At 67.9% G+C, this 15219-nt stretch carries 15 protein-coding genes; 4 read left to right on the top strand and 11 right to left on the bottom strand.

The window, feature by feature from the left end; genetic code table 11:
* Nucleotides 1-330 carry a helix-turn-helix transcriptional regulator gene (locus KLK06_RS47725; protein ID WP_214642393.1) on the bottom strand — a complete coding sequence of 110 codons (330 nt, stop codon included), beginning with the start codon at nucleotides 328-330 and terminating at the stop codon, nucleotides 1-3.
* The gene (locus tag KLK06_RS47730) at nucleotides 327-1067 is read right to left on the bottom strand and encodes a tyrosine-type recombinase/integrase (protein ID WP_214642394.1); all 741 of its coding nucleotides are present in this window, start codon (nucleotides 1065-1067) and stop codon (nucleotides 327-329) included. The genes KLK06_RS47725 and KLK06_RS47730 overlap by 4 nt, the downstream gene beginning before the upstream one ends.
* A 191-nt stretch (nucleotides 1068-1258) precedes the next feature.
* On the opposite strand from KLK06_RS47730, the gene KLK06_RS47735 reads away from it, so the two are divergent.
* Entirely contained in the window at nucleotides 1259-1477 is a 219-nt protein-coding gene (locus KLK06_RS47735; RefSeq protein ID WP_214642395.1) for a hypothetical protein, read from the top strand.
* 326 nt (nucleotides 1478-1803) lie between these two features.
* On the opposite strand, the gene KLK06_RS47740 is transcribed toward KLK06_RS47735, so the two are convergent.
* The 4 genes from KLK06_RS47740 to KLK06_RS47755 all read right to left on the bottom strand — a co-directional run bounded on the left by KLK06_RS47740 (nucleotide 1804) and on the right by KLK06_RS47755 (nucleotide 5025).
* Entirely contained in the window at nucleotides 1804-2541 is a 738-nt protein-coding gene (locus KLK06_RS47740; RefSeq protein ID WP_214642396.1) for a cyclopropane-fatty-acyl-phospholipid synthase family protein, read from the bottom strand.
* A gap of 498 nt (nucleotides 2542-3039) precedes the next feature.
* Complete coding sequence (locus tag KLK06_RS63360) at nucleotides 3040-3537, bottom strand: nuclear transport factor 2 family protein (RefSeq protein ID WP_214642397.1); 498 nt, start codon at nucleotides 3535-3537, stop codon at nucleotides 3040-3042.
* Nucleotides 3513-3803 (bottom strand): hypothetical protein, encoded by a 291-nt coding sequence (locus tag KLK06_RS47750; protein WP_214642398.1) that lies wholly within the window; start codon nucleotides 3801-3803, stop codon nucleotides 3513-3515. Before KLK06_RS47750 ends, KLK06_RS63360 begins: the two co-directional genes overlap by 25 nt.
* 220 nt (nucleotides 3804-4023) lie before the next feature.
* The gene (locus tag KLK06_RS47755) at nucleotides 4024-5025 is read right to left on the bottom strand and encodes a winged helix-turn-helix domain-containing protein (RefSeq protein WP_214642399.1); all 1002 of its coding nucleotides are present in this window, start codon (nucleotides 5023-5025) and stop codon (nucleotides 4024-4026) included.
* A 486-nt stretch (nucleotides 5026-5511) separates the two neighbouring features.
* On the opposite strand from KLK06_RS47755, the gene KLK06_RS47760 reads away from it, so the two are divergent.
* Entirely contained in the window at nucleotides 5512-9120 is a 3609-nt protein-coding gene (locus KLK06_RS47760) for a WD40 repeat domain-containing protein (RefSeq protein WP_214642400.1), read from the top strand.
* A 923-nt stretch (nucleotides 9121-10043) separates the two neighbouring features.
* On the opposite strand, the gene KLK06_RS63365 is transcribed toward KLK06_RS47760, so the two are convergent.
* From KLK06_RS63365 to KLK06_RS47775, 3 genes are all read right to left on the bottom strand, one after another.
* On the bottom strand, nucleotides 10044-10286 hold the full coding sequence (locus KLK06_RS63365) for a DUF4158 domain-containing protein (RefSeq protein WP_214642414.1): 243 nt from the start codon (nucleotides 10284-10286) through the stop codon (nucleotides 10044-10046).
* Nucleotides 10287-10579: 293 nt separating this feature from the next.
* Nucleotides 10580-10843 (bottom strand): hypothetical protein, encoded by a 264-nt coding sequence (locus tag KLK06_RS47770; RefSeq protein ID WP_214642401.1) that lies wholly within the window; start codon nucleotides 10841-10843, stop codon nucleotides 10580-10582.
* A gap of 280 nt (nucleotides 10844-11123) precedes the next feature.
* The gene (locus tag KLK06_RS47775; RefSeq protein ID WP_214642402.1) at nucleotides 11124-12335 is read right to left on the bottom strand and encodes a low temperature requirement protein A; all 1212 of its coding nucleotides are present in this window, start codon (nucleotides 12333-12335) and stop codon (nucleotides 11124-11126) included.
* 169 nt (nucleotides 12336-12504) lie between these two features.
* Between KLK06_RS47775 and KLK06_RS47780 the strand changes: the two genes are divergently transcribed.
* Nucleotides 12505-13170: a nitroreductase gene (locus tag KLK06_RS47780; RefSeq protein ID WP_214642403.1), complete on the top strand. Its 666-nt coding sequence runs from the start codon at nucleotides 12505-12507 to the stop codon at nucleotides 13168-13170.
* 92 nt (nucleotides 13171-13262) lie between these two features.
* On the opposite strand, the gene KLK06_RS47785 is transcribed toward KLK06_RS47780, so the two are convergent.
* The gene (locus KLK06_RS47785) at nucleotides 13263-14135 is read right to left on the bottom strand and encodes a macrolide family glycosyltransferase (RefSeq protein ID WP_308168768.1); all 873 of its coding nucleotides are present in this window, start codon (nucleotides 14133-14135) and stop codon (nucleotides 13263-13265) included.
* A gap of 238 nt (nucleotides 14136-14373) precedes the next feature.
* On the opposite strand from KLK06_RS47785, the gene KLK06_RS47790 reads away from it, so the two are divergent.
* Nucleotides 14374-14910, top strand: coding sequence for a TetR-like C-terminal domain-containing protein (locus KLK06_RS47790; RefSeq protein ID WP_250907136.1), 537 nt, complete (start codon nucleotides 14374-14376; stop codon nucleotides 14908-14910).
* Nucleotides 14911-14959: 49 nt separating this feature from the next.
* Here the strand turns inward: KLK06_RS47790 and KLK06_RS47795 are convergent.
* Nucleotides 14960-15219: hypothetical protein (locus KLK06_RS47795; protein ID WP_214642404.1), on the bottom strand; the 260-nt coding region annotated here is incomplete at its 5' end.

A 15219-nucleotide genomic window follows, 5' to 3' on the forward strand; every position in this document is an offset into this window, starting at 1 on the left:
TTACTTCTCGGGCTGGATCCGGGCCCGCTTGGGCCGGATCGGCGCCAGCTCGGTGACCTCGCCAGAGTTGGTGGCGGTGCGGCGTGCGGGGGCGTTCTCGGCCTTGGTCGCGATGAGCCGGTCCGGGGTGCAGCCGAAGATGTCGCAGAGAGCGGCCAGCACGGGCAGGGACAGCCGTTCGGGAGTCTGTGTGACCAGCCGCCAGACCTGCACCGAGGACAGGGTGATGCCGCGCTCGGCCAGCAACGGGGCCAGGTCGGTGGCGGCGAACATGCCGTGGGCGGCCATCGTCTCACGCAGCCGCCATTGGTAGCTGACCTGGCGTTTCATCGCTTCCTCCGAGAGGGTTTGAGTGCGGCGTCCATGGTGGCGTCCAGCGCCCGGCGCAGCGTGCGGGTGCGGAAGTCGGAGCTGACGCAGGTGTAGATGGAGGTGGTGGAGGCGTGCTCGTGGCCGACCTGTTCCTGGACGAAGCGGGCGTCCCAGCCGTCCTCGATCAGATGAGTGACGTAGGAGCGGCGGAAGGAGTGGAAGTCCAGCGCCCGGTCCAGGCCGAGCGCGTCACGGTAGGCGGCGAAGCGGGTGTTGATCTGGGAGAAGCCGATGCGCGAGCCGCGTTCGGAGGGCCAGAGCGCGCCCGCCTCGCAGGTGGTGAACAAGGGCCGGACCTCGGTGTCCCACTGTTCTAAGATCTCTGCCGCCCATGGCCAGACGGTCAGCACACTGCGCCGTTTGGGCGGCGAGCCCTTCTGGGCCTTGCCGTGGCGGACGTAGAGCACGCCGTACTCGCCGAACTCCGGCCCGTCGGGGTTGTGGCCGAAGTCCACGACGTCCAGCATGCGGGCCTCGTTGCGGCGCAGGCCGAAGGCGTAGGCGGTCTTGAACAGCACCCCGTCACGGAAGATCGGCAGCCAGCCCTTGCGGCCGGCCTCGCGTACCCGGTCGACCTGCTCATCAGCGTGATCGAAGAAGGCCTGCAGCTCCTGGCGGGTGAAGGCGCGCTTGCCAGCGTCGGCTTCGGCCTCGGCCACGTGCACCGCGGTGTTCCACTCGTGGCAGACCTGCACGGGATGGGTGCCGAAGCGCTGCTCACACTCGGCCGGCAGCCGTAGGCCGGGTCGGTGACGTAGGAGCAGAAGCCGCGTACCGCCTCTTGGTAGTTGCGCAGCGTCGACCGCTTGAGGTTGTGAACAGAGCGCAGGTCACCGCACCACTCATCCAGCATCAGCGGCGTCCACCGCCAGGGGAAGGCGTCGGTGTGCTGGGCGAAGGCCCGCACCGTGTTCTCCCGGCCGTCGATCGTGCCGAACGCCAGGTTCCGGGCCAGCTGCTGATTGCGCCAGCCGTCCAGCATCGCGGTGAAGACCTGTTCGTCGGGGCGCAGCAGCGGCAGGCCGTCCACCAGATGCAGGCCTGCGGCGCCCGGCATGAGACCGTCGTCAGTCATCAATCCAGCACCCTCCGTCACTTACATTGAACGAAGGGATTCTTCATCAGATGTAATCACCTGGCAAGCGTCGCAGGTCACCCCCACCTCTAGCGGGTCTCGCACCGAGACCACTACTCTCGTCCAGAGACCACAGCGCTCGGTTCGACCAGCGCGGTCACCTGGGGCGCCGCCCATCGGCCAACCGCGCATGTCAACTAGTCGGAGATTTCATCAGCTGAAATTGCGGCCGGTATGCGATGGAACGGAATCCGGCGCTTACCCACGTTAGGACGGGCGAGCGAGACAGACTTACTGACTAGCGAGAATCGCGCTAACGTCGGATTCCGTTCCAAATCTCTCTGACCCCCGGGAAATCAGCGTTCTGCGATCACGATCATCCGTCGGCTGTCGATGGTGAGTGCCGTGCCGTCCGCGCCCAGGGCATGGACGGTCGTGAAGCCGGCGGAGAACATCTGGTCGCGCAGTTCGGTGAAGGTGAACATGCGCACGAAGTACGGGATGTTCCGGGTCCGGCCGTCGCGGATGATGGTTCGGTTGACCACGTTTCTACTGGTCAGCAGGTCGAGGTGGTGCTGATCGATCACAAGGTCGCCGTCTCGTTCGACCACGGTGGACCTCTGATAGGTGCGGACGATGGCGGAGTAGTTGTTCAGTTCGAGCGCGATCTTGCCGCCTGGTTTAAGCGTGGCGGCAGCCTGGACGAGGACCCGCTGGTTTTCGGAGTCGCTGAAGAAGCCGAAGGCGGTGAACCAGCTGACGATGCGATCGAAACGAGCTGTCCACGGCAGCTGGCGCATATCGCCGTGGACGTAATCGATGGTGACGCCGAGGGCGTCGGCATCCTGGCGGGCGCGGTCCAGAAACAGCCGCGAGGAGTCCAGACCGGTGACACGGCAGCCTCGCTGGGCGAGCCGGTTGGAGATCCGCCCGTGGCCGCAGGCCAGGTCCAGGACCTCCATGTGGGGCTGAAGGTCGAGCAGTTCCCAGATCAGTTCGGCCTCGGCGTCGCTGCGGGCATCAAGATGCCCGGCGAAGAAGTAGAGGTAGTCGTCGTCGAAGAGGCCTTCGGCGTCGAACTTCGGCTCGGACATGGCACTCCATTGGGCTTGGGTTCTGACCTGGCTGCATCGTCGCGATCTTTGAGCGGTTGCGCCAGCGCTTTCAGCGGTCGGGAGCTCGTGGTGAGTACCGCGACGAAGATTCGGCTATCTGCACCTGCCCACCGACGCCGAGGGACGGCCTATCTCTCCGGCCGCCGACTGGGTTGAGGATGGCCGCGACCGGTTTCGCGATCCCGCCGCCCGCGACATCCTTGATCTGGACGGCCTTCACCCCCGGTTCAGGAGGCGGTTCTTAACACCCCGGTGCCCAGGAGCTCATCGACAACCTCGTCGACTACGCGATGCTCCTGCTGGCCCGAAGCAATCGCTATCGGTAGCGCCGGCGGACGTCATAGAGGACATGCGGTTTGTTGAAAATGGTTGCCCAACGCGTTCGTGACCGTGGCCGCGACGTGGAGATCGAATACCTCCACGTCCACCTGCCCCGCATGCTGAGGACGCCCTCGTGATGGGCTTGGCCGATCAGGCTCAGGTTTCGCCGCTGTCAACGTCTCGGGGCGGACTAATCCGTTCTGTTGGTCCGCCGAAAGGCAGGACCAGGGTTCTCCTGGCCAGTAGCCAGGAGCCCTTCATCCTGTGGAACGTGTCCTCGTAGTGCCCGATATTCGCCGGGAGCCGAGGCGGCAGGAGCGCGCCCTCGGCATACCCGTCAACCCGATAGGTGGCGAGGTATGTGGTGGCAGTGGCGGTGGAAGGTGAGTCCACGGTCACCAGGATATTGGTGCACATACGCCGCGACAGACGGTCCGCAGGGCGTGACCCGAAGTAGTCGCGCAGAGCCTCACGGCCTTGAACGCGACGACCGTCATAAGGCCATTCCCAGACCCCATCGGGGGTGAACAGGTCTGCGACCGAACTCGGTCGCCCCAGGTCGAGTCTGTGGATGAACGTCAAGATCAGACGCTCGCAGGCTCGCTCTGCGAGCAGGCGGTCTATCGGTGTCAGAGCTTCAGCATCCATTGCCATGTCCCATCAGGATCACGCCGATCCTCACGATCGGCTATCACGAGGCGAAAGGCCGTCGACCGCCGCAGCGCCGAGTTCGCCACGCGAGCAGCCGTCCGCTCGGGCAGATAGATCGACCACACGATGTCGATCAGCCGGGTGACCGGCATCACACGATCGTGTTCCAACAGCAGGGCGGCCAGCAGGTTCTGCGGCTTGAGGCCGCCCAACGAGATGGACCGGCCCTCAGCCCTCACCTCGACCGGTCCCAACAGCCGAAACTCCACCTCAACTCCCATCTCAGCTCTCGACGGCGACTGGCCCGGTCAAGTCCAGGCGACGATTGGTACGCAGTTGCACAGTTCCGTTCCGTACGGGTCTGTCGGTGTGGAACAGCCAGGTCAGGCCACGCCGGTCGGCGTCGGTCAGAGGCTGCCTTTGACTCGGATACCGGTCCTGAGACCGCTCACACATCACTGATCTGCAGCCGTCGGCTGCAGGTCGCCTTTACGCCGCTGGGTCGGTGATCCTTCCTTGTAGGAGGGTGGTTCCCAGGGGGGTGAGGGTGTGCAGGACGGCGCTGCCGTCGCGATGGGTGGCGATCAGTCCGGCGTCTCGCAGCACGGTGGTGTGACGGCTGATGGAGGCCGGTGAGGCCTGCAGGTGCCGGGCGAGTTGGGTGGTGGTCGCGGCCAGGTCGAGGGCGGACAGCACGGCGGTGCGGGTCTTGCCGATCAGCGCCTCCAGGTCCCGGCGGTCGGTCGCTGCTGGTGTCCAGCGGCAGTCTTGATCGATGGGGTAGATCAGCACGGGTGGCAGGTGCGGGTCGGCCAAGGAGACCGGGGCGTTCTGGCAGAAGTAGGAGGGCACCAGGTGCAGGCCGCGGCCGCCCAGATGCAGTACTTGGTCGACGCTGTAGGTGACCTGCAGTTCCGGCGGCTGCCAGCGCACCAGCGGCCGCAGGCCGGCCAGGAGGCCCTCCACCCCGCCGTCGAGCAGGTCGCGGGCCCGGCGGGCGCGTTCGGCGTTGCATGCGGTGTGGATGAGGTCGTGGTGCGGGGCGATAGCCGCCCGGTGATAGGCGCGCAGGGCATGGCCGAGTCCCGACAGCGCGGTGGGGTCTCCGTCAGCCAGCGGCTGAACCCACCCGGGCAGGCGATGATGATCGGCCAGCAGGTGCAGTTCGTGGCGCAGCCGGTGGCGGGGGGTGGACAGCATCGCCTCCAGGCCGACCTCCAGGCCCAGACGCGCTTGAGCGGGGGTGAGGAAGTCGGGGAAGTAGGGACCCGGCGGCACCAGCACATCCAGCAGTCGGGCGCCGGGTCTCATCCGTGCGAGCCGTGCCGGGTCGGCTCGCAGCCGCTCGGCCCACGGCCGGAACGCCAGCGGCAGGCATCGCTCACGTAGCCGGAAGCGGCTGAGCAGCACCTCCCACAGCGGATCCGGCGCGGCGGCGACGGTGGTCCGCGCCAAATCGTCGGCGGTGAAGTGAATCCGCAGTGTCCCCATAGATCCCCCCGTGGAAATGTCTCTGCGGTGCGGGCCCCATGACACCCAGTCATCGGACAAACGGCGGCATGTCGTACATATCGCATTTCTGGCGGATTGTGATGAGTAGCGTGAAGAATCATCCTGGCGCAGGGCGAGAACGCGACATCAATTCACCGCTCCAGCACCACATGCACCGCGCGTGCGCCCCCGTCCCATCCCCCCGGCCGACCGACGGCTCCCACCAGCATGTTTCCGCCTGCGTGCAAAGGCTCTTACTACCTGTCAAACATGTCACCCATAATCGCTGTCATGTTCCGGAATGCGCAGGTGCGGGATCTGCGTATCAGGATACTCATTTTATTGACCGCTTGTGATGATGCTGCGTAGGGTTGGCGCAGATCCGGGATGGCGGATACGGGGTTCGGGGGAGCCATGGGGCGGCCGGAGCGTTTACTTGATCCTGCGGATGGGCCGATTCAGCGTTTGGCGCATGAGCTGCGGAAATTGCGGGAATCGGCGGGGCGGCTGAGTTATCGGGAGCTGTCCAGGCGGGCGCATTATTCGGCGACCGCGTTGTCGGAGGCGGCCGGCGGCTGCGTGTTTCCGTCGCTGGCGGTGACCCTGGCGTACGTGCGGGCCTGCGGCGCAGATCCGGCTACTTGGGAGAAGAGGTGGCAGGAGGCGGCCGATGAGCTGGCGGCGCCCGAGTCGGCAGAGGGGCGATACAGGGCACCGTACCTGGGGCTGATGACTTTCGAGCCGGACGACGCCGAGCTGTTCTTCGGCCGTGACGAGCTGCTGCGAGATCTGGTGTACCGGGTTTCCTGTACACCGTTCATCGGGGTTTTCGGCGCATCCGGAAGCGGGAAATCATCTTTATTGCGTGCCGGTCTCGTCCCGGCGCTGCGGCATTGGCCGATCGTTGTTCTCACGCCCGGCGAGCATCCTGTGCTGGAGCTGGCGATCGGACTTTCCAGTCATGCTGGAATTAGCCCGGAGGCGTTACGCAACGACATTTCGTCCGCGCCGGAAAACATCGATGTGATCGTGCGAGGGATTCTCCACGGCAGGCCGGACGGTGACCGAGTGGTGTTCTTGGTCGACCAGTTCGAGGAGGTGTTCACCCTCTGCCACGACGAACGGGAGCGGGAAGCCTTCATCGCCTGTCTGCTGGCGGCGGGGGACCAGGCGCGGGTGGTGCTGGGGATGCGGGCCGACTTCTACAGCCACTGCGCCGGGCACGGTGGGCTGGTGGCCGCGCTGCGCGATCGCCAGATACTCGTCGGGCCGATGGAGGAGGAAGGCTTGCGCGCGGTCGTCGTCGAGCCTGCGGCGCGGGCGGGGCTCAAGGTCGAGGCCTCGCTGGTGGTGGCCGTGCTCGCCGATGCCCGCGGGCAGGCGGGGGCGTTGCCGCTGCTCGCGCACGCCCTGCTGGAGACCTGGAAGCGGCGTACGGGACAGACACTCACGTTGGCGGGCTACCGGGAGACGGGCGGTATCCAGGGCGCGATCGCACAGACCGCCGAACGGGTCTACGCCGAATTCGATGCGGCGGGGCAGCGCCTGGTCAAGGACATCTTCCTGCGCCTGACCGCGCTCGGTGAGGGCACCGAAGACACCCGCAGGCGTCTTGCGCCGGCGGAGTTGCTGACCGCGCCGGACCCGGCGGCCTCTGCCGCGGTCTTGTCCCGGCTGACGCATGCTCGGTTGGTGACTGCGGACGCGAGCAGCGTGCAGATGGCGCACGAGGCCGTGCTGCGGTCCTGGCCCCGGCTGCGGGGCTGGCTGGCCGAGGACCGGGAGTTCGTGCTCCGGCGCAGGCGGTTGACGGAGGCGGCCGCCGAGTGGGACGGGCACGGCCGCGAGGAGGGGGCCCTGTATCGGGGAGCGCGACTGGCCGCCTGGCAAGGGCGCGAGATGGACCGGCTGAATGAGCAAGAACTGGCGTTCCTGACCGCCAGCTGGGCCCATCGGGACAAGGAACGCCGCAGCGCTCAACGGCGGATGCGGCGCGTGGTGGCGGGGCTGGTCGCGGCGTTCACGGCGATCAGCGTCGCGGCCGGCGCGGCGATCTTCCAGGCCAGGCAGGCCCAAGACAAGCACGATCTGGCCGCGTCCCGTCGCCTGGCCGCCGATGCCCGCGCCCAGTTGGAGCTCGACCCCGAGCTCGCGTTGCTGCTGGCCCGCCAAGCCCTGCGCACCGCAGCCACGCGGGAGGCCGAGGCCGTGCTGCGCCAGGCCATGGTCGAGCACCGTCAGCGCCTGGTCGTATCGCTCAGCCCGACCAACGTGCGCGGGGTCGCCTACAGCCCCGATGGCACCCGGTTGGCCACTACCGGCTCCGACGGTGTGGTCCGCGTTTGGGATACCCGGACCATGCGTGATCCGCTCGTGTTGGCCGCTTCGTCGGGGGATGCGCAAAGTCCGGTCTTCAGCCCCGATGGCACCCGGCTGGCCACCACCGACGCCCTCTTTGACGTGGTGCGCGTCTGGGATCTGACCCGCCCCGGACAGGCAAGGGTCCTGCACCCGCATCTGGGCCGGACGTGGGGCATGGCCTTCGCCGCGGACGGGCGACTCGCCACGGCGGGCGAGGATGGCGCCGTCTCGGTCTGGACGGCCGACGGCCGCCTGACGCGCATACTGTCACACGGCCGTGCGCGCAAGCTGGCGGTCGCCGTCAACGCCGACGGCACGCTGCTGGCGGCCGTCGGCGACGACGACGTGATACGCGTGTGGGGCTCCTCGGCCAAGCCCCGCTTGCTGCGCGCTCGCGACTACCGCCTGGCGCACCTGGCCTTAAGCGCCGACGGCACACGCCTGGCTTTAAGCGCCGACGGCACACGCCTGGCCAGCGGCGACGTGGACGGCACCGTATGGGTGTGGGATCCACGCGGGCCAGGTGAGCCGATCGCTCTGCGCGGCCACGACAGGACCGTGAGGAGCGTGGCCTTCAGCGCCGACGGGCGGCTGGCCAGCGCGAGCAGCGATGGCACCGTACGCGTGTGGGATCCGCACGGCCGGCGCGACCCGCTGGTGTTGCGCGGGCATCACGGCACGGTCTGGAGCGTCGCGCTCAGCCCCGACGGCAGCACGCTGGCCAGCGCGGGCGAGGACAACACCCTCCGGTTATGGGACGCCCGACCACCCGGCGCCCCACTTCTTCTGCGCGGCCACACCGGCACCGTCGGGCAGGCCGCCTTTACTCCGGACGGGCAGGGCGTGGTCAGCGGCGGGCACGACGGCACCGTACGCCTGTGGAAGGCCGACGGCTCTGGCCGCTCGGTGCTCCTGCGCAACCGTGGCGGCGAGGTGCTCGCTGTGGCCGTCAGCCCCGACGGCCGCCACGTGGCCGACGCCGGTGCCGACGGACGAATACGCATCTTCCCCATAGCCGGGGGCCCCGAGCGGCTGCTGCGCGGCCACGAGGGCCCGGTGTCGAACGTCGCCTTCAGCCCGGACGGGCGACGGCTCGCCAGCGGTGGCAGCGATGGGACCGTCCGTTCCTGGAACACCGACGGCTCCGGCCAACCCCTCATCCGACATTCGATGCCGGGAACCATCCGGTATGCCGCCTACAGCCCCGACGGCCGCCACGTCGCCGGAACCGACTACGACGGAAGCGTCACGATCTGGCCCCTCGAGCAACCGGAGCAGCCGGTCGTCCTGCGCGGGCACCACGACACGGTGTCCGCCGTGGCCTTCAGCCCCGACGGACACCTCGTGGCCAGCGCGAGCACCGACGGCGCCATCCACATCCAGCGCGCCGACGGCACAGGCCCCAGACGGGTGCTGCACGGCCACCAAGGACTGGTGTGGAGCCTGGCCTTCAGTCCCGATGGACAGTGGCTGGCCAGCGGCGGTAGCGACGACACCGCCCGCTTCTGGCAGGTCAGCGGCGGCGACGAGTCAGTGGTCTACCACGGGTTCGGCACCACCGTCGAAGGCATCACGTTCGGCCCTGGCGGACGCCTGGTGACCGGGCACGGCGACGGCATCGTACGGATCTGGCAGTGCCAGGTCTGCCGCCCCATAGGGCAACTACTCGCTCTGGCCGACCACCGCATCACCCGCGCGCTGACCGCCGAAGAAAAGGCGAAATATCTGCCCTGACACGGCACCCCAGGTCACCACAACGCTCATCATCGGGCCGTGCAGCGAAATCTCACACCAGGGCCGACCCGCCATTGACCAGACATCGCCTCCATTGATTGACCAGTACACAACCTTAGTGCTGGCCAATCCGGCTCGGCCTATGTTCTGCATGTCAGCCCATATCGACCCATTGTGCGGGCCAGTTGTGGGCGGCGACAGAAGTAACGAAGCCAGACGCATCCAGGAGAAGAGAAGAAGGGTACGCATGATGAAACGGACGAGACGTGTCATGCGTCGCCCCGCATCTGACTGACGGATCAGAGGGTGCTACCACAAGTCCGCACAGACCCCGGCCCATGCTCACCAGCCACTGCTGCTTTCGCGCGTACAGAGCCGCGAATACGTCGCCGTGCACACGTACGGCTTCCCGTTCCGACCGTGACGACCATCCAGGAGATCACGATGCTGCATCCAGACTTATACCTACTCGTTGAAGGCGTACGAGCCCGTGAGCTGTGGGAGGAGGCTGACCGGCAGCGCAAAGCTCGCCTGGTCGCCCCCGCGTCGGTAATCAGTGCTTTCGAGGAGCGGCTCGGCTGGATGCTGGTGAGGACGGGCCTTCGGCTCGTGGACCGCCACGCCTGCAGGCCGCACTGGTCGCCATCCGTGCCGCCCCGGTGATTGACGACCTCAGGGGCGATGTGCCGCAGAACCATGGCTGATCATCACGGACAATGTCGACGGTTCAGGAACAGATACTCACCCAGACCGGCCGTAAGCACGGCCCACGAGCCACGTGGAAGGCTTCGACCTGACCTCTCGCGGGGGCCGACGACCGCTGCACTGAGATCAATGCAAGGTTAGACGCCGGGTCCTTGTCCACGGCGGCGGAAGATGCGTCCTGGGGCAGCGCCCCCGCTCCGAGCGACCGCAGGACCTTGTCAGGGGCCGAGGAGGCGATCGCGTAGCGCGCGCCGCCGCCGGTCCGCCGCGTCCAGGCGGGTAGCGACCAGCGCGAACAACTCGGTGTTCGTCTCGGTGCGGATCGCGGAGACCGTCTTGTCCAGCGTGGTGAAACCGGGCAGCTCGCGCCGAGCCCGGACCAGCTCCTCCAGCGCGACGTTGATCAGGTCGGCCGGGTTGTCCTTCGTGGTGACCGCTTTGCGGATCGCTTTCTCGGCGATCGCGCGCCTCGGCGGGCTTGTAGACCACGTTCAGTCGGGCCCGGACGTAGTCGCGGTGGCGCCACAACGTCCGATCCGACTCGTGCACCGCCGCGACCTCGTCGGCGACCGGCGTGAACGCCTCCGCCAGCTCACGGGCCGACACCACCCGCTTGAACCGCGGATAGGCGGTCCGATCGATCGAAGCCACCCAGCAGCACCCCAGGCCCAGCCAACGGACGTAACCCAGCGCACCCTAACCAACACCCGCCGCACCCACGCCACACGGGCTCTCTAACGATCTCTAGCGCCCTCTACCAGGCACTACCCGAGCACTTGGCAGGTTTCTCCCGTATCCCGGCGGTCCCCCGGCAGGAGATGCCGCTGCTGAGCCCGAACCCGCGCGGGTCGAAGACGACCATGTCGAACCGCTGGGCCAGATCGGCGAAGGTTGCCCGGCCGGCGCGGAAGGCGTTGATCTGCGGGGCGGGACCGCCGAGGTTGACCAGCAGGGTTCCCTCCTTGTGCGCCTGGTCCAGGGCGCAGCATGGCCAGGCCGAGCGTGATCCGCTCGCCACCGCGGGGGCGGGCCCAGTCAGCAGGCACGTCCACCTGGCCGCAGCGCAGACCGTTGCCGCAGTCCTGCCAGGTCAAGGCCGAGTCGGCGCTCGCTGCCGCGGGTACGCAAACCGCCGCCAAAACCGTCATCAGAGCGGTGGCGACCTTTCTGAACTTGTGCATGATCACAGACCGGTCAGGGCCCGGGCCGGGCCGGGTCTATCTTTCGGTCTATCTTGAGTCGGCACGGCCACGTCCCCCAGACCCCAGACGCCTGGGCAGAACCCTCGACAAAACGGACTATGTCGTAAGACTCCTTGCGGCTGCGCTCGTGATCGTGACGGCGACCAGCAGTACGCAGCCGGCCGTGATGGCCGCGACCACGGCGGCCACGCCGATCCGGGGCGCCGCGAGTGGCAGCAGCAAGATGACGGTGACGCAGCCCAGGACCGCGGCGGAATGGATGACGGGCTCTGTGACGACAAGCGCGTGTATCGCCCACAGCAGGGCGAGATACAAACCGACCGGGAGGGCGACGGCGTAGCCGAGTGCCAGCGGTGATGCCGCGACGTCGTGCCCGCTCTGCTCCACCGCCACTTCGAGCGCGGCGCCGAGGGCCGCCAGCGCCGCGAAGACGCCATAGTGGCCGTATCCCCACAGGTACGACCGATCACGGCGGTCGCTGAGACCTTCCCCCGCCTGCACGAGGAAGTACAACCACCAAAGAGCGCACAGCAGAACCAGACCGGAGCCGGCGATGACGACGAGGGGAACGCTTGTCTGGTCCGCTTCGAGCGCTCCTTCGACTCCTCTGCTCGCGGCCAGGACGCTCTCACCGAGCAGAATGATGGTGAACAGGCCGTAGCGCTCGGCGATGTGGTGCGGGTGCCAGTTGGTGGCTCTGGCCCGCTCCGCCCACCGTGGCACCGCGAGTTCCAGGACCACCAGGCAGACGAAGGACAGCAGCCCGGCGGATGAGGGCAGGGCGCCCGTCTCGGCGAAGAGGAAGCGAAGCAGCCAGCCCATCGTGACGATGATGATGCCGACGGCGTAGCGGAGCGCGGTACGGCGCCTGGCCGGGTCTTCGAGACCGGCCCGCAGCCATTGGGCGACGAGCCCGATCCTCATGATGAGGTAACCCAGCGTGACGATGCCGTAATCGGAGTGACCGGCCGCGGCCGGTACACCGGCGGCGAGCACCAGCACGCCGGCCATCTGCACCATGGTCAGCACCCGGTAGGCGACATCGTCGGTGTCGTAGGACGAGGCGAACCACGTGAAGTTCATCCACGCCCACCAGATCGAGAAGAACACCTGCAGGAACGGGACCAGCGCGGCCAGGCCATGACCATCGGCGATGCCGTGCGCGAACTGGGCGGTCGCGGCCGCGACCGCGACCACGAAGGTGAGATCGAACAGCAGCTCGAGCTGACTCGAAGCGCGGTGCGGCTCATCGATGGCACGACTGCTCATCCGGACCCGGATCCGGATGGTGGTGCTGGCTGGTGGCACGGTCTCGCTCCTGTCGTCGCGCAACGTCCGGTCAGTCTGCAAGACAGGGCAGCACTCCGACCTGTGACAATGCGGCACCGAGCTCACGAGGCGCCGGCGCCCTGTCACATTTCCCGGTCCTCGACTGTCCATTGCTCATACACGTTGAGCAGAGGGGAAGGTAGCGATCTTGGACGTCTATGAGGCGGTAACGAGCCGACGGGCGGTGCGCGGATTCACCGACAGACCTGTCCCGAGGGAGGTGCTGGAGCGCGTGCTGTCCGCCGCGGCTTGGTCGCCGTCCGGATCGAACCTCCAGCCATGGCACGCCTATGTGGTGACCGGTGAGCCGCTGGCCGAGCTCAAGAAGCGCGCCGGCGAGCGCGTGGCCGTGGGCGACCCCTGGGACGAGCGGGAGTACGAGATGTACCCGTCCGCACTGAAGTCCCCGTACCGCGAGCGCCGATCCGCCTTCGGTGAGGAGCGCTACGGCGCTCTCGGCGTTTCGCGCAAGGACTGGGAGGCGCGCCAGAGGGCCGCTTCCGCGAACTGGGACTGTTTCGGCGCGCCCGCCGCCCTGTTCTGCTACATCGACCGCGACCTGGGCCTGCCCCAATGGTCCGACCTCGGCATGTACCTGCAGACGGTCATGCTGCTGCTGCGCGCCGAAGGGCTGCACAGTTGCCCGCAGATGGCCTGGTCGGTGTATCGCAAAACCGTCGCGGAGGTCGTGTCACCCCCGGACGGGCTCATCCTCTTCTGCGGCATGTCGATCGGGTTCGAGGACGTCACGGTGGAATACGTCCGTACGGGCCGGGCGCCGCTCGACGAGACGGTCACGTTCGTCGAGGGTTAGCCAGTGGCGCGGCGCCGGCGAGGGCTCCACCAAGGCATCGCCCGGCTCTTCCGCCAGGTCAGGCGCCGGTGACGGCAACGGTGGCCGCCCCTTCAGCTCAGCAGGTGCTCGATGAGGTCGGCGGCCCGCGTGGTGCCGCCTTCGGCTCGTGCCTCGGCCCGGAGCCCCGTAGAGCGGAGGGCGATCTCCGGATCGGCGACAAGTTCGCTCAGAGCGGTCCGCAAGGTCTCGGCGGTGGCGTCCAGGGTGTCGATGCGGCGGGCAACGCCCAGCTCTACGAGCCGGCTGGCGTTGAGGAACTGTTCGGCGGCCTGCGGAACGGCGATCATCGGAACACCGGCCAGCAGCCCTTCGCCGCAACCACCCATACCGGCATGGGTGATGAAGGCGTCCGCCTGTTCCAGGATCGCCCGCTGAGGCACCCAGGAACGCACGTCGACGTTGGCCGGGATGTCACCCAGTTCCCGCGCGTCGGTGTGCCTGCCGATCTGCAGGACGACGTGCCAGCCCGGCAGGTCGCCGAAGGCCGCCATGCACTGACGGCAGAACTCCGGCTGACGGGTGTATGCCGAACCCAGGGAGATCAGAAGGACGTTCTCGGCATCGGCGGGACGTGTCCAGCCGTCCTCCTGCCCGCTCGTGCCGTAACAGGGGCCGACAAAGGTCACCGTGCCGGTGTCGACCTGGTCGGCGTGCGGTTGCATCGCCTGGGGGATCAGGGCCAGGGCCCGTGCGGGGAGGCCGGAGAAGGCGTCGGTGGTGGACGCCCCGGAGCCGGTCAGCCACTGCGCGAACTTCGCCCGGTAGGCGTCGGCGCCGGGCAGTTGCCGCAGGTGCGCCGCCACGTCCTGGTCGTAGCTCTTCCAGGCCACGAAGGTCGGCGACAACTGCAGGACGGGGCGGTCCTGCGTTTCGGCGAGGGCGCGCGGCGTAGGCGCCGATGTCGTACAGGTAGAGGTCCGCACCGTCGTGGTCGTAGGCGGCGTGTAGTTGCGGGAGGGCCTGAACGGCGTTGTCGAGGAAGAGGTCCATCGCGGCGATGGGGTCGTCGGGCCAGTTGTTGTCGGCGACCGGCAGTACGGAGGTGCAGGGGACCAGTTCAGCGCCGGTGCCGGCGATCAGCTCGCTGACCGCCGGGTCGTTGGCGTAGGTCACCCATCGGTGTCCGGGGCGGCGGCTTCCAGGTCGGTGATGCTGCCCGACATGATCGCCCGCACGTGGTCGGTGATGTGCTCCGCCGGCCAGTCCCACCAGGCCACCGTCAGCAGACGGGCGACGGTGTACCGGCGCTGGCAGGATGTCGGCGGCCTGCTCGCCGACGTCTTCGAAGCGGCGAGTGACGATGACTGGCAGCCCCCGGACACCGGCTCCCTGCAGGGCGACCTGGCGGCACTGAACCACGAGAGCCAGGAGTCCCTGACCGCGCAGCCGCCCATCGTCGCAGCCCTGATCGCCGCCTCGTTCCGCTCCGAAGAAGCCGCCCGCGGCGTACGGCGGCTCTGGGAGGATCGTTACGCTCGCTGCGAGGTCATCGTCAGCCGAGCCGTTCGGCGCGGCGAACTCCCGCCGCACACCGATGCCCGGCAACTGCTCCTCGCCGCCACCGCGCCGGTGTACCACCGGCTGGTGCTTCTCCGCACGCCACCCGACCCGGACCTACCCGACCATGCGGCGAGGACGGCCGTCCTCGCCGCATCCGCCGGCGCCTTCGTCAAGTCCCCGCCGGTCGGCGACACCTGAGCGGACCACCCGTCGCGGGCTGACACCCGCAGCCCGCGCAGGGGGACTGTCAGACTTCTTCCACGCTGCTCGGCTCACGCCGGGACAGATCGATACCGAGCTCCTCCGCCGCGCGGAAGACGTCCTCGTCGGTGTCGCGCAGCTCGATGGACATGCCGTCGCTGGAGAGCACCTCGACGTTGAGGCACAGCGACTGCATTTCCTTGATGAGGACCTTGAAGGACTCCGGGATGCCCGGCTCGGGGATGTTCTCGCCCTTGACGATCGCCTCGTAGACCTTCACGCGGCCCAGGACGTCGTCAGACTTGA

Origin of the sequence: Nonomuraea sp. NEAU-A123, assembly GCF_018603905.1 — a bacterium.
GTDB lineage: Bacteria > Actinomycetota > Actinomycetes > Streptosporangiales > Streptosporangiaceae > Nonomuraea.